This is a genomic window from Sphingomonas sp. OK281, assembly GCF_900115295.1.
GTDB lineage: Bacteria > Pseudomonadota > Alphaproteobacteria > Sphingomonadales > Sphingomonadaceae > Sphingomonas.
In genome coordinates, this window is record NZ_FOVZ01000001.1 from 1011494 (window position 1) to 1033041 (window position 21548).

Genomic DNA, 21548 nt, shown 5'->3' on the forward strand with positions numbered 1-21548 from the left:
TTATGGGCAAACGCTGCGTTTTCGAAGATACTAGGTATCCGGGCCTCAACGGCCCAGATGCCTGCTATTAGAGCGCGTTGCCAGTCGCGCCATTGTCCAGCTCATTGCCTAGATCAGCGGAGTTGTCCGTTGCGACACCGTCGACGGCGGAAAGGTTGGTATCGGTTTCCTCGATCACGGTATTCGAGTCGGCTGCCGAAACGTTTCCGGTATCCGCCGTCTTGGAGCATGCACTCATGCCGACGACCAACATTGCCAACGCTGGGCCGATCAAGATTTTCTTCATGAAAACATCTCCGAGTTAGTCAGGTCACAATTAAGATCGCAAAGTTGGAATCCGATCCTGGAACCAAAAGCTACAACCGATACTGCCTTGGCGCAATACCCTATCTAAATGATGGATATACCCGGCGGCGAGGCGATAGGAGAGCTTCCTCTGCCATAGGGTGATCAGACCCTAGTCGCCCTTGAGCGATCGTCCGATGAGCGAAAAGAACGCCTGGCTCGGTTCGCTTTCCGCGACGTCCCATTCAGGGTGCCACTGAACCGCCAACACGTCCCCGCCACAGGGTCGGGCCGAGAAGGCTTCGACCAATCCATCCGATCTCGCCCGACCCTCGACGCGAAGCCCCTCCCCCAGCCGATCGATGCCTTGCCGGTGCACCGAGGTCACGGAAATGCTCGGTTGCCCAATCACTGCGGACAGCAGACCGCCCGATTGCAACGTCACGTCATGGACGTGATCGAACAAAGTCTCATACGCCGTCGCATCATCGGTTTGGCGGTGATGGCCGTCATCGAGCGTATCGGTCAGCGTACCCCCGAACAGCACGTTCAATTCCTGCAAACCGCGACAGATGCCGAAGACCGGTCGGCCGGCCTCGATCATTCGCCCGGCGAGCTCCAGCGCAACGGCGTCGCGGTCGAGATCGAGCGCATTGTCGGTGTCATCGGTCTTGCCATAGCGAGCTCCAGCGACATTCGATCGCGATCCGGTGAGCAGCAAGCCGTCAAGCCGACCTGCAAGCGCGCGCGTATCCATCGCGTCCGCCACCGCCGGAACCAGAAGAACCGTCGCGCCCGCGTAACGGACCAGTGGCTGAACGAACCGCGTGGCGACGGCCTGGATCGGCCGGTCGACGATCTCGTTGCAGCACAGCACGCCGATGACCGGCTTCAGCGGTCCGTCTTCGCGACGGCAGCATGCAAAGCGCATCACGTCGAACGCCCCCGCAACGCCTCATGCAGTTGATCGGCGGTGGCCCCCTTCAGGATGACGGCGGTCGGCTGTGCGACGACACTTCCGGCCGGCACATCCTCGAGCAGCCAGACATTGCCGCCGATCGTCGCGCCCCGGCCGATCGTCACCCGGCCGAGAATGGTCGCCCCGGCGTAGATCACCACATCGTCCTCGACGATGGGGTGTCGTGCCAGACGCTCTCGCGCCGACAGATCGACGACGCCAAGCGGACTCCGCGCACCCAGCGTAACGTGCTGGTAGATCTGGACGCGGTCGCCGATGATCGCGGTCTCGCCGATGACGACGCCGGTGCCGTGATCGATGAAGAAGCTCCGACCGATCGTCGCGCCCGGATGAATGTCGATGCCCGTATGATTGTTGGCGAGTTCCGAGATGATCCGCGCCACGATCGGCGCCCCCAGGCCATAGAGCGCATGGGCGATCCGGTGGTACAGGATCGCAACGATTCCCGGATAGCAGACCAGTATCTCGTCCGCGCTGCGGGCTGCGGGATCGCCGAGAAAAGCGGCGCGAACATCGTCGTCTACCAGTTCGCGGACAGGCCCCAGTTCCGCCGCGAACAGCCCGACGATCATTTTCGCCTGGCTGACGTCGAACGATAGCAATGCCTCGCCTTGCCAGTAATCGAACTCGCTTTCGATCTGCCGTTGCAGCACGGCCAGCGCCCGCCGCAAGTGCGCCTCGACGAACGCGTCCTCGGCGTCCGCCGGCCCTGCGAACCCGCCCAGCCGACCGGGAAACAGCGCCGCGACGAGATCGTCGATCGCTCGGCCAATCTCGGTTCGAGACGGAAACCGCGCGACGTTATGCCGGCCGTCGCTGTCGTATCGCCACGCAGTACGCGCCGCCCGCAGTTCGTCGATGGTCGATGCGAGTTCGATAGGGGCATCGGTCTGCGGCATCGTCGGATCCTTCGACATGGTCAGCAAAGCTCCGGATAGCCGGCATGAATGGCGTCGGCTTGCAAGGCTGCGATCGGCGCCAGCGACGATCGTTCGGCAGGTGCGACGCCGACGAGGAACAGCGCATCGCGGACGTCCCCCAAGTCCGGGTCGGCGATCGCATGATCGAGCGCAAGCCGAAGAGCCGCTACGGTGGCGCCATCTGTCGCACGCGACGTGACGAACGGCAGCGACGGCGATACCGGACTGTGCGCGACGATCGCGAGGCGCGACGTCAACGCCGGCTCGAACCGGTCGATCGCGGCGTACGTCACGCAGTCTATCGCGGCGAGATCGGCCTCGCCCGTACCGACCGCGAGGATGCTGGCACGGTGCGATCCCGTCTCGACGACGCTGCGGAAAAACGGGCCAGCGCGTCCTTGTCCCCCAACCCGTCCTTGTGCCGCTACCGGTGCCAAAGCGGCGCGAAAGAGGTTCATGCCGGTGTTCGAGCGTGGATCGTTGATCGCCGCACGGCAACCGCGAAACGCCTCGAGCGGCTGGTGACCGCTTTCCGCGCGGGCGATCAATACGCTACCCTGCGCTGCGGCGTTGCCGTAACCGGGGATCGCGTAGATCGGCAGCGCCAACATTCGCAGGTTCAAGGTCGGGTCGGCCAGCATCGGGTAGCCACAGGCCTGTCCGAACAACAGTCCCGGATCGCGCCAGATCGCCTCGACGTTGCGGCTACGGTCCAGTTCGTCGGGGACGTTTGGCACGTTTGCTCGGCGAAGCGCGCGCGCGATCGCGGTCCACAAGCGATCGTTGGCAACGTGCTGCGCGGGATGATCGTACATCCCCAACGAGGCGGTGCCGCGCGTCACGACGGTATGCCGCGGTGGCGGGGATGCACCATGTCGTCATGTGCGAAGATCGCGAACCGTCGAACGATTTCGCCGTAGCCCCGGTAGATCGGCGCCCCCTGTTCGATGAGCCGTGCCCGGTTGCGGTCGTGATAGCCCGGTAGTTCGTACCAGTTCAGCAACGGCCGTTCGTGATGTGCGGCATGCAGGTTGTTGTTCAGGAACAGCAGCGCGAACACGCCCGCGCGCTCGACGCTGGCGGCGCGGCCGAATGTCGTCAGGTCCGCACGATGCTCGGCGTAGGATCGCAGCATCGTCAGCGCCATGCCCGGGTACACGAACACCATGACATAGCGTACGACGCCGAGACCAACGTGATCCAGCCACCAGACGACGAGCGCTACGGCGATCAGATGCGGGAGCCAGTCGCGAACGACGCGTTTCGGTTCGCGGACCAGGCGGCGAGCCTCCACGATCAAAAACCGGCAAATCGTGATGGGCGGCCCGAAAACCATCTGTCCCAAAAGCGTCGCCTGAAGAAACCCCGCTGCCATCGAAAGGGCGTCCGTTCGGGTGCGGTACCGCGATTCCGGATCATGGTGCGGATCGGTGATGATGGCCGCACCGTGATGCGCCAGATGGCTACGCCGATACAGCCGATAGGGCAGCCACAGCGACAGCGGCGCGAACCCGACGGCCGTATTGATCCACCGCGAGCGTGTCGGATGACCATGGATGGTCTCGTGCTGCAGCGAGCCCTGCCACGCGAGCAGCCATCCGCCTGCCAGCATCAGCACGGGGGTCGCGATCGCGCTATGGTAGAGCGTGACGACGAACCATCCGCCGTAGATTGCGAGCGCGACGACCATTGTCGGCCAGCTAACCGATCTGCCCTGTGCTGACTGCCGCATCCTCACCTCGCTTCGTTCGACGCCTGTAACATCCCCCAAATTGCTGGGATATTGCGAGTCGATTGAGCTATGGTGTCGACAAAATTTGGTTGCCCGTTACCGAACGACGACAGGCTGTCTCCGTGACATCGCGCGCATGTCGGCGAATTCATGAAACTTGGCACCGGCTGGCCGGTTCATCGGTCATGACCATGTTCGAAAATCAAGTCGCGATCGTCACCGGTGGCGAATCCGGTATCGGTGCTGCGTGCGCAAAGGCGTTGGGCAACGGCGGTGCGCGCGTCGTGATCACCTATTTCAAGGACGAGGCGGCGGCGCACGCGGTGTGCTCCTCGATCGGCGGTGCCGACCGGGCGATCGCCGTGCAAGCGGACGTCGGTGACGAAGGGGCGGTCGAAAGACTGTTTGCCGAGGCCGAACGGACGTTCGGTACGGTCGGGCTGCTCGTCAATTCGGCAGGGCTCAACATGAGCGGCGTCATGCTCGTCGACATGGCGTTGACGCAGTTCGACCGGGTTATCCGGTCCGATCTGTACGGCCCGTTCCTGACCTGCCGCCGGATGGTACGGGCACTCGAAGCGCACGCTGCGAAAGGCCGGATCGTCAATATATCGTCGATCCACGAACGCGCGCCTCGCCCAGGCGGGGTCGATTACGATTCCGCCAAGGGCGGCCTGTCGCAATTGACGGCGACACTGGCTCTCGAACTCGCGCCCAAGGGCATCGCGGTCAACGGCGTTGCGCCCGGCATGATCCTTACGCCGATGAACCAGTCCGCCCTCGACCATCCGGAGGAGCTGGCCGCCAAGGAAGCGGCGATACCGTGGAAGCGCGCGGGGCGACCGGACGAGGTCGCGGCGCTTGTCGCGTTCCTGCTGTCGCCTGCAGCCGACTATATCACCGGCACGACCGTGACGATCGACGGTGCGTTGTCGCTGACCGTCGCGCAGGGCGCGTGATGCTGACCTATTCGGTCGAACACCTCGACACGGTGACACTTTCGGCTGCCTCGGTGGTCGACGGCATGGACCTGATGAGTCCGTTCGTATGGCGGGAAGGCGATCTCTACCGGATCATGGTCCGCGGGGTACCGCATCCGCTCGGGCCGCACGATCCGACCGGTATCATCGCGCGCGGAGAAAGCCGCGACGGCCTTGCCTTCACGATGGACGCAGGGCTGGCGATCGTGCCCGGCCCCGGGGCGGAAGACCTTGGCGGGTGCGAGGATCCTACCGTGCTGACGAACGGCCATGAGTATCTGGTCTACTATACGGGTGTCGACGCGGCCCGAACGCAGGGATGCATGATCCTGGCAGCCGGTCGCGACCTGACGGCGCTGGTCAAGGAAGACCTGGTGCTGAAGGCGCCGCCTGGCGAAGGCAACATCAAGGAAGCGACGCTGGCGCAAACGTCGAACGGCGATTGGCGACTATTCTACGAATATGCCGCGGAGGGGGCCTCGAGGATCGGCATGGCTGGCGGCCCGACGCCCAAGGGCCCGTGGACGGTGTTGCCGGATCCGTTCGGTATCCGTGACGACAGCTGGGACAATTGGCATTTGTCGACCGGACCTATATGGCAGGCCGCCGACGAAGATCCGGTGATGTTCTACAATGGCGCGACGCACGACGCGCGCTGGCGGATTGGTTGGGCCAGTTTCAGCCGCGATTTCTCGCGCGTGACCGGTCGCGGGCTGGAACCACTTTTGCTGCCGCCGCCCGCAGTCGACCGCGAGGCCACCGACATCGCGTTTGCCGCTTCGACCGTCGCCGCCGGCGATCGGATCGCGCTTTATTATTCGCTCGAAGACCGGATGCTCCGGCGTGCGCTGATCGGTCGATACCGGCGCTGACGATCCGACGTTGATCGCGCCCGCACCGCTAGAGACGGACATCACGATCGCGGACGTGTACGCGCTTGGCTAGTGAAATTTCTACCACGTCCAGCAACTCAGGTGGACCAGTCAAAGAGCGTGTGTCCAATTCCGATCTAAAAGACCTTGTCGTTTATCGATAGGCTGGATATCGTTTTGCGATATGGATAGGCCATCGAGTATCCCGAAAGATCGAGTGTTGCGAGGCGCGGCGATGCTGCTTCGCGTGATGCTCGTCCTCAATATCATCCTGCTCGCCGTCTTCGCGGTCGCGTTGGTCATGTCCTGGCCGTTCGGGGACCTCCTCTCGCACCGTCTGGCGGTCAAATACGGGCCTTCGCTCGACGTGGCGCAGGCCGTAACGGCGATGCGACTTCTCGCGGCCCTCGGCGTTGCATCGGCGTTCGCGATCCATCCGATCTTCGACAGCCTGTTGCGGATCGTCGCGACCGTGCAGGCGGGCGATCCGTTCGTCGATGCGAACGCGACGCTACTGTCGCGGATCGGTTGGGCGATGCTGGTCCTGCAATGCCTCGACCTCGTGCTGGGCGGGCTACAGCGCTGGATCGCGGTCCTGAAGCTCGACTCGACCAGTTGGAGTCCGTCGCTTGGCGGATGGATCGCGGTCGTCATGATCTTCGTGCTGGCCCGGGTGTTCCGGATCGGCGCGCGGATGCGTGACGATCTGGCAACGACGGTCTGATGGGGATTGCGGTCAGCCTCGACGACATGCTGCACAAGCGTCGCATGACGCTGACCGAGCTGTCCGAGGCGGTCGATATCACGCTTGCGAACCTCTCGATCCTCAAGACCGGCAAGGCGAAGGCGATCCGCTTCACGACGCTGGAGGCGATCTGCCGTGTGCTCGACTGCCAGCCGGGAGATCTGCTGCGCGTTGCCGACGATGTTCTGGAAACGGGGGAATAGCCGATGGACGCACTGGTTCTCGACGATGTGACGAAGCGGTTCGGCGATCACACCGCGGTCGACGCGCTGAGCTTTGCGGTGAAGCCCGGCGAGATCTTCGGGTTTCTCGGCGGCAACGGCGCGGGCAAGACGACGTCGTTGCGGATGGTCCTCGACATCCTCCGGCCCACGTCCGGACGGATCGAAGTGCTTGGTTGTCCGCCGGGGCGCGAGAACGCCGCAGACTTGGGCTTCATGCCGGAGGAGCGCGGGCTGTACCGCGGCATGACGGCGATCGACACCGTCACCTATTTTGGCCGACTGAAGGGCATGACCGCCGGCGCGGCACGGACCAAGGGTCACGACCTGCTCGGACGTTTCGGGCTGGCGGATGCGGCGAAGATGCAGATCGACAAATTGTCGAAGGGCATGGCGCAGAAGGTCCAGCTTGCCGCGACATTGGTCAACAGTCCGAAACTGCTGTTGCTCGACGAACCGTTTTCAGGGCTAGATCCGGTCAACCAGGGGCTGCTGGAAGACGAGATCCTGGGCGCGGCGCGCGGCGGCGCCACGGTGATTTTCTCGACGCACGTGATGCAGCATGCCGAGCGGCTTTGCGATCGGCTGCTGCTGTTGTCGCAGGGGCGAAAAGTGTTCGAGGGCACGCAGGCCGAGGCACGCGGGCGGCTGCCCGCGCGGCTCAGCATCGTCGCGCGCGATACGCCGATGCGGTGCCCTGGCGTCGATCGGGCCGACGCGATCGAGGTGGATGTGGATGGCTGGCGAACCTACGACGTCACGCTAGGTGAGGGGATCGACCCCGCCGACGTGCTGCAGTGCCTGACCGAACAGGGTATCACGTTGCGCCGGTTCGATCAGCATCGCGTCAGCCTGCACGAGGTGTTCATCCATCTGGTTGGCAACCATTCGGCGCCCGAGGGGGAGCAAGCGGCATGATCCACAACATCTTGCTCGTCGCGATGCGCGAGTTCCGTCAGATCACCGGCATGCGCAGCTTCTGGCTCACGCTGCTGATCTTGCCACTGGCGTTTGCGATCGGTCCGATCGCTTCCAAGGTGATGGGCTCCGACAAGATCCAGCGCGTGATGCTGATCGATGCCGACGGGCGCGAGGCCAGCGCGATCCGCGAGCGGCTCGACGGCGATCGGCAGCGACGGATCCTGACGGCGTTGTCGCGTTACGCGCAGCGCTACGACCTGGATCGTGCAAGCCCGACGGCCGTGTGGGCGCAGCATGACCGGCTCTACGGCGATGCGGACGTCGCAGCATTCGTGCAGGCGGGCGGCATGCCAGCGGCGTTGGCGACGATGAAACGCGTGGCGACGTCGGAGACGCCGGCATTCGATCCGCCCGAGGCGGACTTCGCGATCGTCCCGACGCCACCGGCGATCACGAACGCCGATCCTGCCGCACTTGATCGACTGCTCAAGCCGCTGATCCAGCCGGGCGAGTTCGGCGACAAGAAGGCCAAGCCGCTCGATTATGCGGTCTATATCCCCCGCGGGTTCGGCACGCGCACGACCGCCGCACGGCTCTGGTCCAGCGAACAGCCGGGCGCGAACTTCGTCCAGCCGCTCCAGTCCGTCCTGACTCAGCGGGTGCGGACCGCCTATCTCAAGGCGAGCGGACTCGCTGCCGACCGCGCAGCGGCTGCGACCACCTTGGTTCCGGCGATCGCGATCTCGACCCCGGCGCCGGGCGGCGGGCGCGAACGGATGCTGGTGCGCTCGATCGTGCCGCTGCTGAGCGCATACATCCTGCTGATGTCGCTGCTGCTGTCGGGCAACTGGATCCTGCAGGGGCTGGTCGAGGAGCGGTCGAACAAGCTGATCGAGACCGTGCTCGCGTGCATCAGCCCCGACGAACTCCTGTACGGCAAGCTCGCCGGGACGGTCGCGGTGGGGCTGACGATGGTCGCGGTGTGGGGATTGTGCGCGACCGGCGCCGCCTTCGCCACGCAAGGTGCGGTCGGCGAGTTCCTGCGGATGGCGCTCGCCCCCCTCGCCTCGCCCTGGATCATCCTGGTGATGCTGTATTTCTTCCTGGCGGGCTATCTGATGGTGTCGATGATCCTGCTCGCGATCGGCGCAATGAGCGATTCGATGCGGGATGCCCAAAGCTACCTGACGCCGGTGCTGATGGTGATCGCGATGCCGTTCACGGTCGTCGCGCAGGGCATCCTGTCGAACACCGGCGCCACCGCGCTGAAGGTGCTGACATGGATCCCGCTCTACACGCCGTTCACGATGCTCGCACGGCTCGGTAGCGGCGTGTCGGTGTGGGAGGTCGTCGGCAGCGCGCTCACGCTCGCGGCGTTCATCGCGATCGAGTTCGTGTTGCTGGCCCGCGTGTTCCGCGCCAGTCTGCTTAACGCCGGGCAGAAGCCGAACTTTGCCGCGCTTGCCCGCCTGATGCGGCGCGACCCGGCATGATCCGTCTCTTCCCGTCCCGTACCACCGGGGGTGCTGCCCCCTTTTCCCAAGGAGCTTCGATGCCGTTCAACCATTTCTCGCGCCTGTCGCTGGGTGTCGCTGTCGCGGCGCTGTCGGTGTCCGCACTGGCGCAGACCGCCCCGACCGGCACCCGCTATGGATCGTTCGGGATCGACCTGACCGCTGCCGACAAGGCGGTGAAGCCCGGCGACGATTTCTGGACCTACGCAAACGGCAGCTGGAACAAGCGCACTGAGATCGCCGCGGATCGCACGTCCGCCGGCGGCAGCGTCATCCTCGCGGACCAGGCCGAGCAGCAGGTCCGCACGATCCTCGACGATGCCGCGCGTGATCCCGCCGCGGTCGGGCCGGGCGCCAAGCAGTTCGGCGACCTGTATGCGAGCTTCATGGACGAGGCCGCGATCGAGCGCGCTGGTGCGGCACCGCTCAAGCCGTATTTCGCCAAGATCGACGCCGCGGGCGACAAGCAGAAGCTGCAGGTCCTGTTCTCGACGGTCGGCTATGCCTCGCCGGTCGAGGTCGGCCAGTTGCCCGATCCGGCCGATCCGAAGCGCTATGCAGTCGCTGCAGGCCAGGGCTCGCTCGGCATGGGCGGCCGCGACTACTATCTCGAACAGGGTCCGAAATACGACACCTTCCGCACCGCCTACCGTGCCTATGTCGAGAAGATGCTGACCCTGTCGGGGATCGCGGACGCGTCGGCCAAGGCGGACCGGATCGTCGCGCTGGAGACGGCAATGGCCAAGGTCCAGTGGTCGCCGGTCCAGTCGCGCGACCTCAAGGCGATGCTCAAGCCGATGGATGCGGCGGGCCGCAAGGCGCTGGCCCCCGAGTTCGACTGGCCGTTGCTGCTGTCGACCGCGGGCTACGGCAATTTCCCGACCGTCTACATGACCAACTCGACCGCGCTGACCGAGCTTGGCAAGATCTTCGCCGCGACGCCGGTATCGACGTGGCAGGACTGGATGAAGTTCAATCTCGCGGTTGCCAATTCGGGCGTCCTGCCCAAGGCGTTCGACCAGGCGACGTTCGATTTCTACGGCAAGACGCTGGCCGACCAGCCGCAGCAGCGCGCCCGGTGGAAGCGCGGTATCGCGCTGGTCAACGGTACGATGGGCGAGGCGGTCGGCGAAGTCTATGTGAAGCGCCATTACCCGCCCGAGAGCGAAGCCAAGATGGGCGAGCTGATCGCCAATCTGCGCGCCGCCTACAAGGAGCGGATCACGGCGAACGGCTGGATGGACCCGGCGACCAAGACGCAGGCGCTCGCCAAGCTCGCCGCGTTCGATCCGCGGATCGGGCATCCGGTGAAGTACATCGACTACGCATCGTTAAACGTCGTTCGCGGCGATCCGGTCGGCAATGCGATGCGCTCGGGCGAATTCCAGCATCGCCTCGACCTCTCGCGGCTTGGCAAGCCGGTCGATCGCACGCTGTGGGGCATGACGCCGCAGACCGTGAACGCCTATTACGATCCGCTCAACAATCAGATCACCTTCCCGGCGGCGATCCTGCAACCGCCCTATTTCGATCCGAAGGCGGATGCAGCGGTGAACTACGGCGCGATCGGCGCGATCATCGGTCACGAAATGGGCCACGGCTTCGATGACCAGGGCAGCCAGTTCAGCGCCTCGGGCAAGTTCGAGAACTGGTGGACGCCTGAGGCCCGCGCCGCCTTCACACAGCGCACCGCGGCGCTGTCGAAGCAGTATGACGCGTATGAGCCGATCCCCGGCGTGCACGTGAAGGGCGCGCTGACGCTCGGCGAGAACATCGGCGATCTCGGCGGCGTCGAGACGGCCTATGCCGCGTACCAGAAGTATCAGGCGGATCACGGCAAGGCGCCGGTGATCGGCGGGCTGACCGGCGACCAGCGGTTTTTCCTGGCCTATGCGCAGGCTTGGCAGGCCAAGTTGCGCGAGGGTGCGGCCCGCGCGCGGTTGTTGACCGATCCGCACTCGCCGCCCTTCTACCGCGTCAACGGCATCGTCCGGAACGTCGACGCCTGGTACACCGCGTTCGGCGTGAAGCCGGGTGACGCGCTGTATCTCGCGCCCGCACAGCGCGTGCATATCTGGTGAAACCGGCTGGGCGTCCGACCCGTGTCGGGCGCCCGGCTCCTATGATGAGAGATGCCGGTGTCATCCTGCCGGTCGCGAGGCTAAGGGCATAGCGCGCAAGGTTCGAGACTTCAGGTAGACGCATGGCCCGTAAACATTCGAAACATGGTCCCTCTCCCGTCGCGTACGACGAGGACGAGCAGGACGCGCCGGTCGCGGTCGTACCGTGCTGGCTGTGCGGACGTCCCACCGGCAAGACGGTCATCTGGCATCATCCCGTCCCCAAGAGCCGGGGCGGACGCGACGTCGTGCCGATGCATCCGATCTGCCAGCAGACGCTGATGGTTAATTTCACCAACGCCGAACTCCAGCGACACGGGATGGACGTCGAAAGCCTGCTGGCCAACCCGGCCGTGCGCAAGTTCGTCGACTGGGTGGCGAACAAGGAACCCGACTTCACCGCGACGACGGCCAAGAAACAGCGCTGACCGGTCGGCGGCGTCTGCAAACGACGCCGGATTCAGATTCGGGAGCGGACAAGGCTCCTCCGGTTCGGGTAGCGTCGCGCGTGCCTTACGCCGCGGTGCTCCCGCCGATCGCCCTGACCGTATCGACCGCGATTTGTAGCCGCGTGCTCTGTACTTCGAGCAACAGGCGTTGCGCGTCGAGCGCGGCGGTCTGCGCGGTCACGACATCGAGATAATCCGATGCGCCGTCGCGGTAGCGGATGAGCGCCAGGTCGCGCGTGCGTTCGGCGGCGCGGGTCGCGGCCTGCTGGTCGCGTTCCTGGGCCACCAAGGCACGTGAGCGGGCAAGGTCGTCCTCGACTTCACGGAAGGCGGTAAGGACGGTCGAGCGGTAGGACGCCGCCGCCTCGTCATATTGCGCGCGGCTGATGCGGACGCGGGCCTTCCTCGCGCCGCCGTCGAAGATCGCGAGCGCGGCGGACAGTGGCCCGAGTGCCCAGAAGCTGTTCGAGGCGCGGAGGATGTTGCCGTTGCCCGCCTCGAACCCGCCCGACCCGCCGAGCGTGAACGACGGGTATTGTGCTGCGCGTGCCACGCCGATCTGGGCGTTGGCGGCCGCGATCCGGCGCTCGGCCGCGACGATGTCGGGGCGGCGTTGCAACAGTGTGGAGGGTACGCCGACGGGAATCGCGGGCGGACGCTGCAACGTGTCGGCGACGGGAATCGCGAAGGTCGAGGGGGTCTCGCCGACCAAAGCGGCAATCGCGTGCTCGAACGCCGCACGTGCGCCGGCGACCGCCGACAGTTCCGCGCGCGCGCTCGACAGCAACGCGGCCGAGCGGCTGACGTCGATCCCCGAGGCGATGCCGCCGGTGTGGCGCGTGTCGGTCAGGTCATAGGCGCGCTGGAACGCCGCCACCGTCTGGCGCAGCAACACGGTCCGCGCATCGAGACCGCGCATCTGGAAGTACGAGTCCGCCAGCGACGCCTGCAACCCAAGGCGGACCGCGACCACATCCTGCGCGCTGGCCTGCGCCGACGCGGTATCCGCGCGGACCGAATTGCGGACGCGGCCGAACAGGTCGATCTCGTACGCCAGCGACGCGCCGACCGAGAGGTTGTTGTAGGTCGCTGCGTTACCCGGCGAGAGCGGTCGGCCGGCGGATACGCGCGAACGGCCGCCGTCGGCTCCTACCGATATCGACGGCAGTAGCGCGGCACGGGACTCGCCGAGCAGACCGCGCGCCTGATCGTAGCGCGCGACGGCGGCGGCGAGGTCGGGATTGCCCGCCTCGATCCGCGCTTCGAGCGCGGTCAGCGTTGGATCGTCGAACGCGGTCCACCACGCGGCGGGGAGCGACGTGTCGGTAGCTGCTGGCTGCCAGGGCCCCTGCCCTTGCGGTCCGAGTTCCTTGTACGCCGCCGCAGCCGGGTTCGGCGGAATGCTGTATGGCGGCGCGAGCGAGCACCCGGCCAGGCTTGCCGCCACGATCGCTGTAGCGCCCAGCCTAGCGCTTCGCACGGGCCGGTCCTGTCGAAGGCGCGATACGGACCGGGTCGCCGGTCTGGAGCGAGTCCGGCGGGCTGTCGATCACGCGGTCGCTGGCGGTGAGACCTGCACTGATCGCGACGCTGTCGCCATCGTCGCGGCCGATCGTGATCGTCTTGAGATACGCCTTGCCGTCGCTGCCGACGACCGCGACCTGCGTGCCCTTCGCGCCGATCACCAGCGCGCTCGACGGCAGCCGCACGCCGGTGCCGCCCGCACCGACCGGGAACTTAACCTGCGCATAGGCACCCGGCTTCAGCGCGCGATCGGTGTTCGCCGCCTGCAACTCGACCAGAACGGTGCCCGACTGCGGATCGACCGCATCGGCGCTGCGGGTCAGCGTCACGTCGAAGTTGCGTCCCGGATATTCGGGCACGGTCAGCGTCGCGTGCATCCCCTGCCGCGTCTGTCCCGAATAGGCCTGCGGTACGCGGACGTAGATGCGCATTCGGTTGACGTCGGCGATCGTGAACAGTGGGGTGGACGCGGCCGTCCCTGCGGTCACCAGTGCGCCGACCTGGGTCGAGCGGCTCGTGACGACGCCCGAGAACGGCGCAGTCAGGCGGGTGAAGCCCTGCAACGCGCCGAGCCGACGAACATTGGCCGAGGCGGCGTTGGCGATCGCGGACTTGGCGGCGAGGTCGCCGATCTTCTCGTCGGTCTCCTGCTTCGACACCGCATCCTTGGCGAGCAGATCGCGCCAGCGCGTCGCGGTCGACGCGGCGAGCGACCGGTTCGCGCGCGCGGTCTGGAGATCGGCCTGCGCGGCGGCGACCTGCTGGTCGACCTCGGGTGCGTCGAGGATGGCGAGCGTCTGACCAGCGCGGACTGGATCGCCGATGTCGACGAACCATTTGCGAATATAGCCCGTGGTCCGCGCGTAGATCGCGGCGCTGTTGTAAGCCTGGACGTTACCCGGCAGCGTCAGCGCATCGCTCGCACCCTCGGCGGTCGGACGGATCACGGTGACGATGGGGGTCGACTGTGCGGTCGTCCAGTTCGCGAGTTGCGAGTCCGAGCGGTGCCGCGTGAAGATGCCGAACGCCACCAGCGCCAGTGCCATCATCGCCGCGACGATGCCGACTTTCCTGAGCGACCCGCGCTGCGGTTCGGTGGCGACGGGATCCGAATGAACGATCTCAGACATGCGCTTCCTCTAAAATCTCGTCGCGGCGGGCTTTGGCGGCGGCGCGCTCTGCGTCCTTGCGGTGAACGAGGCTGAAGATGACGGGCACGAACATCAGCGTCGCGAACGTCGCGACGATCAGCCCGCCGATCACCGCACGGCCGAGCGGCGCGTTCTGCTCGCCGCCCTCGCCGAGGCCCATCGCCATCGGCAACATGCCGATGATCATCGCGAGCGCGGTCATCAGCACCGGGCGGAAGCGAGTCATCCCTGCCTCCATCGCCGCCTTGTAAGCATCGCCTAGTTCGGCAAGCCGCTCGCGCGCGAAACTCACCACCAGGATCGCGTTGGCCGTCGCGACGCCCATGCACATGATCGCTCCGGTCAGGGCGGGAACGGACAGCGGCGTTCCGGTCAGGAACAGGATCCAGACGATGCCCGCGATCGCGCCGGGCAGCGCGGTGATGATGACGAACGGATCGAGCCAGCTCTGGAAGTTCACGACGATCAGCAGATAGATCAGCACGATCGCCCCGATCAGCCCGAAGAACAGGCCTGAGAACGCACTGTTCATCGTCGCATACTGGCCGCGCAGTGCGACCCTCGTGCCCTTCGGCGCGGACGCCTTGGCATCCGCCAACACGCGCTTGATGTCGCCCGCCACCGCACCGAGATCGCGGCCGTTGGGGGTCGCGTAGATGTCGATCGCCTGTGCGATGTTGTAGTGCGAGACGACGGCGGGCGAGGTGCCGCGGACGACCGTGGAGAGCCCGCCGAGCACCTGCGACGTACCGCCCGCATTGGTGCCGGTGACGGGAATGTTCGACAGGTCGCTCATCGATCCGACGCGGTATTCGGGGGTCTGCGCGACGACGCTGTACGACACGCCGTTCTCTGGGTTGAGGTAATAGACCGGGGCGGTCTGGATCGTGCCGGCCAGCGAGGATCCGACGCTGGCGGTCACGTCGCGCTCGGTCAGCCCGAGTTGACCGATCCGGCTGCGGTCGATGTTGACGCGGAGTTCCGGGTAGCGCGCCGATTGCTGAATGCGCGCATCGGCGACGCCGGGGATCGCCGCGATTTTCCGCAGCAAAGTCCGGGCGTAGGCGTAGTTGCCGGTCGCATCCTTGCCGGTGATCTGCACGTCGATCGGCGCGGGTGCACCGAAGTTCAGGATCTGGCTGGTGATGTCCGCCGGGAGGAACGAGAAGGTCGCGCCGGGGAACGCGCCCGGCAACGTCTCGCGCAGTTTCCGCACGTAATCGGCGGTCGGCGCATGCTCGTGCGCGAGCTGGATCAGGATGTCGCCGTCCTGCGGGCCGATCGTGCCGGAGTTGTTGTAGGTCGCGTTGATCGAGCTGATCGGCAGGCCAATGTTGTCGACTACCGAGACGAGTTCGTTCGCGGGGATGATCTGACGCACCCTCCGCGCGATCCGGTCGAACTGCGCCGACGTGCTCTCGATCCGGCTGCCGATCGGCGCGCGGACGTGCATCGTGATCTGCCCTGCATCGACCGCGGGGAAGAAGTTCTGGCCGAGGAACGGGATCAGCAGCATCGACAGCGCGACCACCGCCAGGAAGCCGAGCAGGAACGGCTTTCCGGTCGCCAGCGCGCGCTCCAGCAGGCGACCATAACCGCCTCGAAACCGCTCGAACCGCGCCTCGAACCCGCGCTGGAGCCGGACCAACGGATTGCGCGAGGTCGGCGTGCCCGCTGCGTGGACGTCGCCCGCATGCGGCTTGAGCAAATACATCGCCATCGTCGGCACCAGCGTCCGCGAGAGGACGAACGACGCGATCATCGCGAACACGACCGACAGCGCGAGCGGCACGAACAGGAAGCCCGCGACGCCCGGCAGGAAGAACATCGGCACGAACACGATGCAGATGCACAGCAGCGACACGAACGCCGGGGTGACGATCTGCGCGGCGCCGTCGAGGATCGCCTGGCGAACACTCTTGCCCTGCTCCAGATGCCAGTTGATGTTCTCGATCGTCACCGTCGCATCGTCGACCAGGATGCCGACCGCGAGACTCAATCCGCCGAGCGTCATGACGTTCAGCGTCTGGCCGGTCGCCGACAGCGCGATGATCGCGGCGAGGATCGCGAGCGGGATCGAGATCGCGATGATGACCGTCGAGCGCCACGACCCGAGAAACAGCAGGATCATGACGCTGGTCAGCGCCGCCGCGATCGCGCCTTCCTTGACGACGCCTTCGACCGCCGCCTTCACGAACAGCGACTGGTCGCCGATCGGCACGATCTTGAGGCTGTCGGGCAGGGTCGCCTGGATCGCGGGCAGCGCATCCTTGATCCCCTGGACGATCGCCAGCGTCGAGGTCGATCCGTTCTTGAGAATCGTCATCACCACCGACCGCGACCCGTCGACATGCACCACGTTGGTCTGCGGCGCGCTGCCGTCGCGGACGTGCGCCACGTCGCGCATGTAGATCGTCGCGCCGTTGACGACCTTGACCGGCAGGTTGTTGAGCTCGTCGATCGACCCCGGCGCGTTGTTGAGGCGGACATTATACTGGAACCCGCCGATCTTCGCGAAGCCGGCCGGGTTGATCTGGTTCTGCGCGGCGATCGCGAGGCCGACGTCCTGCGCGGACAAGCCCTTCGATTGCAGCGCCTGCGGATCGAGATCGATCTGCACCTGACGCTGACGCCCACCCGACGGATACGGGATCGCCGCGCCCGGCACGGTTACGAGGCCGGGGCGGATCTGGTTGACCGCGGTATCGAACAATTTGCCCTCGGACAGCCCGACGCCCGACAGCGCGAGTTGCAGGATCGGCACGGTCGACGCACTATAGTTGAGGATCAGTGGCGGGGTGACGCCCGGCGGCAACTGGCGCAGCACCGTCTGCGACACCGACGTGACCTGCGCGGTGGCGGTGCGGATGTCGGCACCCGGCTGGAAATAGATCTTCACGACGCCGATGCCGGGCATCGACTGGCTCTCGATATGGTCGATGTCGTTGACGGTGGTCGACAGCACGCGCTCGTACGGGGTGATGATGCGCCCCGCCATATCGTCGGGCGACAGGCCCTGGTACGTCCACGCGGCGGCGATCACCGGCACCTTGATGTCCGGGAAGATGTCGACCGGCGTCCGCACGGCCGCGAGCACGCCGACGACCGCGACCAGAATGGCCATGACAATGAAGGTGAGCGGGCGCGATAAGGCGACCCTGACGATACCGATCACGGACGTGCTCCAATCCGAACGCGGCACGACTGGTGGCGACTCCCGGAGCCGCCAGACCTGCCCGACCCTCCCCCTTTGCCGCAGCGCAGCAGGGAAATGCAAGGGTCAATGTTGCTTACGTTTCACCTGGTGCCGACGTGTGATGGGGCAGGTGATGCGTACCGGCGGCGGTGGTATTCGCAGGGTCGCTCACGTGACTGTTCGCACGCGCGTGATCCGATGATGCGTTCAAGCTCGCAGGCGGCATTGGATCCGTAAGCCGAGCGCAGGGACGGCCGAACAGTTTTTTGCGACCTTAAACTAATGCTGTGGAGCGTCCCGCAAGCTAACGATCACGCGCCGACCAGCGTGACATGGTCGTGATCGCCAACGATGGCGACCACGGTCTCGAAATATGTACGTCCGTCGCCGTTCTCGAGGGCGTCGAGCTGTCTGCCAATCGCGGCTATGTCGTAGATTTCCGGATGTCGCAGCTTGCCACGTAGAAACGCACGCGTCGTTTCGTATCCGAGCGCCGACCTGCTCGTCTCGATATCCTGCCAGACGATCGTCACGTCCGCGTGTCCGGCGATCGCGCCATAGCCGCCATAGAATAGGTCGTCGAACGCATCGAGACTTTCGCCAAGCGCCCAGCTTTCATCTGCCATCATGACACGATTGATTTCGGCATAAAATGACGGAATGTCCGAGATATTATGGCCGACGATAGTGATGGTCTTGATGAGATCCTCCCAGGCAATGCTCGGCTCAGCGCGAGCCGGCGGCAGCGAGATGCACCATGCCATCGACTTTCCGAACGCGGATCGGCAGCACCGCCCGAAGCTGGTCGACGAGCCGCGATCCATCACCAATCGTCAATATCCCGGAAAAGCGCAGGCCCGCCGCCGAGGAATCGACGAACACGGGCGCCCCGGCGTACCGCGAAATATCGGCCGCGACGACGGATAGTGGCGCACCGTCATAGTCGAGCCGCCCATCGATCCAGTCCGATATCCGCGTCGGGTCGACCTGTCGGCGTTCCGCGATCTGCTTGGCAGGAATAATGTCGAGGCCCTGTCCGGCATTCAGCGTCGTCGCGTCCGCTGGATCGCCGCCGGTCGGTGCCACATTGACCGAGCCTTCGGAGACGGTGACCGCGACCTGGCCGTTCGCGCTGACGACGTCGAACCGCGTTCCGAGATCGCGCACGTCGTATCCACCCGCGCGGACTATCAGGACGCGCGACGGATCATGGCGGACAGCGAAGTTCGCAGCCCCTTGCGCGATCTCGATCACCGGACTGCCCCCGCCGGAAACCGACACTCTCGATCGGCGATCGATCTGCATGCGGCTGCCGTCCGCGAGTGTCACCGATCGCGTCTCGCCGCGGCCGGTGACATAGACGTCGGGCGCGGCATTGCCCGATGTTCCCACCAGTCCCGCCGGTACCACGAGCATTGCCAGTCCGGCCGCCAGCGCGCCACTGGTCGCGACCGCCGCCCATCGCCATCGTGCCGAGCCTGCGGACCGGGATACCGCAACGGGCTCGTCGTCATTTGCCGGCAGCAAGGGAGCAATCGCCGGCGCAGCGGCGCCAATCTCCGCGTCCAGCACCGCGATCCGGTCGTACGCCGCCCGGTGTACGGGATCGGCTTCAAGCCACAGACCGAACGCATCCCAGTCCATATCCGGCGAATCGAGGTGTGCATGCCAGTCAGCGGCGGCGTCGATCGCGCTCCGAAAATCCGTCATGCTGCCCTCCCTTCGGCGGATGCCCCCCGCCCCTGATATAACGACCTATCTCGAAGACGCCGCGACGCGGACCGAACCGCAGTTCATGCCAGTCAATCATCGAGCGCTTTTCTCAAATGCCGAAGTGCCACCGCGATATGCTTTTCCACGGCGCTCCGCGATATACCAAGCTCGGCCGCGATCTCGGCATGCGGTACACCATCGATCCGGTGTCGGCGGAACACGCGCATCGCACCCTCGGGCGGTCCGGCGAGCAGCGCGGCTAAGCGCTCGAGATGTTCTCGCCCCGCGACCGTATCGAATGCGGAAGGCGTATCATCGATCGCCTCGACGCCAACGACCATGGTGTTCGCCTCGACATATCCCGCATCCCGGCGCTGGCGACGCCCGGTCGCGCGAACTCGGTCAAGCACGATGTTCATGCCGACCCGGTGCAGGTAGGCCAGCGGGTTGGCGATCGGGCCGGCCGCCATATGCTCGGGCGGCTGGCCGACGTGAAGCCAGATTTCCTGCACGACGTCCTCGGCCTCCGCCACGCTACCGGTTCGACCGGTGAAGAATCGAACGAGTTGCGCACGATGCGTCGCTAGCACGGCCGACAATCCGGCCAACTGGGTTGAGCCGGTGTCCGCTACGACCTGGCTCCCGCATTGACCGGCGCTTTCATGAACGCGTTGCTCCTGCCCGACACCCCATGCATCGCGGTCTTCGCTACCGTCTTTGCCCGTCCAGTCCCACGAAGTCGCGAGGAAATTCGTCTTACATTGCCTACGAAGACGGGAAAGATGCGATCAAGCAACGCTCCGCAAGCGCCTACGCGTGCTATTTCACTGCATGGCTCCGGACAGGAGCCGATCGAGATATCCCGATAGCTTTGGGAAACATAGCTAGCGCGTCAACTACAGCGACGCGGCCGCTCACCGACCGCGCGCCAACACGGTCCGCCGGTCGCTTCTCATGCATCAGCTTGCGACACGCGCGGTGAGCCGGTTGACGATCGGCGTGACCAGCACCGCCAAGATCGCGATCGTAGCCGCGACATAGCCGACCGCACCAAGCCCCAGATGCTGGATCACCGACCCGCCGATGATCGCGCCCAGACCGATCCCGGCATTGGCCATCGACACGTTTAGCGTGCCGGCAAGCGCCTGCGCATGGCTGGCGGACTGCATCACGCGCACCTGGCAGATCGGATAGAGAGCGGTGTTGGCGATGCCCCAGACGGCTAACGCAACCACGAGCCAGGCGTGTGCCCCTGCGACCAGCGTCGTCGCGGCCATCCCGACGGCCAGCACGAGTGACGTAATCGCCGTTACCAACAACGGTCCCCGACCGACGAACTGTCCGCCGAGCCAATTGCCGGCCAGACCGACGATCCCGAAGCCCATCAGCCACCAGCCGACCTGGGTCGCCGGGATATGCGCGATCTGCTCGAGCGTGTCGGCGAGGTAGGTGTAGGCGGTGAACATGGCGGTGAACACGATCACCGACAGGATGACGTTGCCAAGGAAATACGGGTCCTTGAGGATCCGCGCCTGTTCGGCCAGCCTGACCCGCGCCGGACGTGCCAGCGTCGGCATGACCACGAGCAACAGCACCGCCATCAGCAGCGACAGCCCCGAAAGCCCCCAGAACGTCCCGCGCCAGCCGAACGCGGTCGATGCCAGCGTTCCCAACGGAATCCCGAGCACCATCGCGCCGGAAATGCCGAGATAGACGTTGGCGACCGCCTTGCCCGCCTTCTCCGGTCCGGCGAGTTCGCCCGCGGTCTCGCTCGCGGTGCCCCAGAACACCGGCAACGCCAAAGCCGGCAGGAACCGCGCGAGGCCCAGCACCCAGATATCGGGGGCCGCCGCCGCCAGCGCGTTTGCCGCCGCGAAGATCACCAGGATGACGACGAACAGCCGCTTGCGCTCGAAATGGGATAGCATCGCGGTCAGGACCGGCCCCGCGAGCATGACGGTGAAGGCAAACAGCGTGACGAGTTGCCCCGCGACCGTGATCGAAATGCCGAGGTCGCGTGCGAGACCGGGCAGCAGCCCGACGATGATGAATTCGGTCGTGACGATGACGAAGGCGGAAATCGCCAGCAACAGCACGGCCAAGCCATGCCCCGCGGGGGTTCCACCCGGCGAGTCGGCGTGAAGGGTATGGCTCTGGGACGACATCGGCAAACTCCTGTATCGCGCCCTTCTACGCGCGACGAAAACCAGCGTCCTGCGGCATTAA

The 21548-nt window shown here is 65.6% G+C and carries 20 protein-coding genes; 8 read left to right on the forward strand and 12 right to left on the reverse strand.

Going from position 1 to position 21548, the window contains the following annotated elements:
- Positions 1-67 precede the first annotated feature (67 nt).
- The 5 genes from BM244_RS04595 to BM244_RS04615 all read right to left on the reverse strand — a co-directional run bounded on the left by BM244_RS04595 (position 68) and on the right by BM244_RS04615 (position 3874).
- On the reverse strand, positions 68-286 hold the full coding sequence (locus BM244_RS04595; RefSeq protein WP_093397655.1) for a hypothetical protein: 219 nt from the start codon (positions 284-286) through the stop codon (positions 68-70).
- 171 nt (positions 287-457) lie between these two features.
- The gene (locus BM244_RS04600) at positions 458-1216 is read right to left on the reverse strand and encodes a gamma-glutamyl-gamma-aminobutyrate hydrolase family protein (RefSeq protein ID WP_175518107.1); all 759 of its coding nucleotides are present in this window, start codon (positions 1214-1216) and stop codon (positions 458-460) included.
- On the reverse strand, positions 1216-2181 hold the full coding sequence (gene epsC, locus BM244_RS04605; RefSeq protein ID WP_093397657.1) for a serine O-acetyltransferase EpsC: 966 nt from the start codon (positions 2179-2181) through the stop codon (positions 1216-1218). Before epsC ends, BM244_RS04600 begins: the two co-directional genes overlap by 1 nt.
- Positions 2182-2183: 2 nt before the next feature.
- Positions 2184-3026 (reverse strand): phosphate/phosphite/phosphonate ABC transporter substrate-binding protein, encoded by an 843-nt coding sequence (locus BM244_RS04610; protein WP_093397658.1) that lies wholly within the window; start codon positions 3024-3026, stop codon positions 2184-2186.
- Positions 3023-3874, reverse strand: coding sequence for a fatty acid desaturase (locus tag BM244_RS04615; RefSeq protein ID WP_254784261.1), 852 nt, complete (start codon positions 3872-3874; stop codon positions 3023-3025). The genes BM244_RS04610 and BM244_RS04615 overlap by 4 nt, the downstream gene beginning before the upstream one ends.
- A 233-nt stretch (positions 3875-4107) precedes the next feature.
- Between BM244_RS04615 and BM244_RS04620 the strand changes: the two genes are divergently transcribed.
- The 8 genes from BM244_RS04620 to BM244_RS04655 all read left to right on the forward strand — a co-directional run bounded on the left by BM244_RS04620 (position 4108) and on the right by BM244_RS04655 (position 11717).
- Positions 4108-4875 carry a glucose 1-dehydrogenase gene (locus tag BM244_RS04620; RefSeq protein WP_093398123.1) on the forward strand — a complete coding sequence of 256 codons (768 nt, stop codon included), beginning with the start codon at positions 4108-4110 and terminating at the stop codon, positions 4873-4875.
- Positions 4875-5768, forward strand: coding sequence for a glycoside hydrolase family protein (locus BM244_RS04625; protein WP_093398124.1), 894 nt, complete (start codon positions 4875-4877; stop codon positions 5766-5768). Before BM244_RS04620 ends, BM244_RS04625 begins: the two co-directional genes overlap by 1 nt.
- A gap of 235 nt (positions 5769-6003) precedes the next feature.
- The gene (locus tag BM244_RS04630) at positions 6004-6492 is read left to right on the forward strand and encodes a DUF2975 domain-containing protein (protein WP_254784262.1); all 489 of its coding nucleotides are present in this window, start codon (positions 6004-6006) and stop codon (positions 6490-6492) included.
- Positions 6492-6716: a helix-turn-helix domain-containing protein gene (locus BM244_RS04635; protein ID WP_093397663.1), complete on the forward strand. Its 225-nt coding sequence runs from the start codon at positions 6492-6494 to the stop codon at positions 6714-6716. Before BM244_RS04630 ends, BM244_RS04635 begins: the two co-directional genes overlap by 1 nt.
- Before the next feature lie 3 nt (positions 6717-6719).
- Positions 6720-7652 carry an ABC transporter ATP-binding protein gene (locus tag BM244_RS04640; protein ID WP_093397664.1) on the forward strand — a complete coding sequence of 311 codons (933 nt, stop codon included), beginning with the start codon at positions 6720-6722 and terminating at the stop codon, positions 7650-7652.
- A complete protein-coding gene (locus BM244_RS04645) occupies positions 7649-9148 on the forward strand; it encodes an ABC transporter permease (RefSeq protein ID WP_093397666.1) in 1500 nt (499 codons plus the stop codon). Before BM244_RS04640 ends, BM244_RS04645 begins: the two co-directional genes overlap by 4 nt.
- A gap of 59 nt (positions 9149-9207) precedes the next feature.
- A complete protein-coding gene (locus tag BM244_RS04650) occupies positions 9208-11250 on the forward strand; it encodes a M13 family metallopeptidase (RefSeq protein WP_093397667.1) in 2043 nt (680 codons plus the stop codon).
- Between the two features lie 122 nt (positions 11251-11372).
- A complete protein-coding gene (locus BM244_RS04655) occupies positions 11373-11717 on the forward strand; it encodes a hypothetical protein (protein WP_093397669.1) in 345 nt (114 codons plus the stop codon).
- Positions 11718-11802: 85 nt separating this feature from the next.
- On the opposite strand, the gene BM244_RS04660 is transcribed toward BM244_RS04655, so the two are convergent.
- The 7 genes from BM244_RS04660 to BM244_RS04690 form a co-directional block, all read right to left on the reverse strand.
- A complete protein-coding gene (locus BM244_RS04660; protein ID WP_254784263.1) occupies positions 11803-13185 on the reverse strand; it encodes an efflux transporter outer membrane subunit in 1383 nt (460 codons plus the stop codon).
- Between the two features lie 19 nt (positions 13186-13204).
- A complete protein-coding gene (locus BM244_RS04665; protein WP_093397672.1) occupies positions 13205-14392 on the reverse strand; it encodes an efflux RND transporter periplasmic adaptor subunit in 1188 nt (395 codons plus the stop codon).
- Positions 14385-17588 carry an efflux RND transporter permease subunit gene (locus BM244_RS04670; protein WP_093397673.1) on the reverse strand — a complete coding sequence of 1068 codons (3204 nt, stop codon included), beginning with the start codon at positions 17586-17588 and terminating at the stop codon, positions 14385-14387. Before BM244_RS04670 ends, BM244_RS04665 begins: the two co-directional genes overlap by 8 nt.
- Before the next feature lie 332 nt (positions 17589-17920).
- Positions 17921-18238: a barstar family protein gene (locus tag BM244_RS04675; RefSeq protein ID WP_254784264.1), complete on the reverse strand. Its 318-nt coding sequence runs from the start codon at positions 18236-18238 to the stop codon at positions 17921-17923.
- A gap of 97 nt (positions 18239-18335) precedes the next feature.
- Positions 18336-19319: a FecR family protein gene (locus BM244_RS04680; protein WP_093397675.1), complete on the reverse strand. Its 984-nt coding sequence runs from the start codon at positions 19317-19319 to the stop codon at positions 18336-18338.
- A gap of 92 nt (positions 19320-19411) precedes the next feature.
- Entirely contained in the window at positions 19412-19912 is a 501-nt protein-coding gene (locus BM244_RS04685; RefSeq protein ID WP_254784265.1) for an RNA polymerase sigma factor, read from the reverse strand.
- A 369-nt stretch (positions 19913-20281) separates the two neighbouring features.
- Complete coding sequence (locus tag BM244_RS04690) at positions 20282-21487, reverse strand: MFS transporter (RefSeq protein WP_093397678.1); 1206 nt, start codon at positions 21485-21487, stop codon at positions 20282-20284.
- Between the last annotated feature and the right edge of the window lie 61 nt (positions 21488-21548).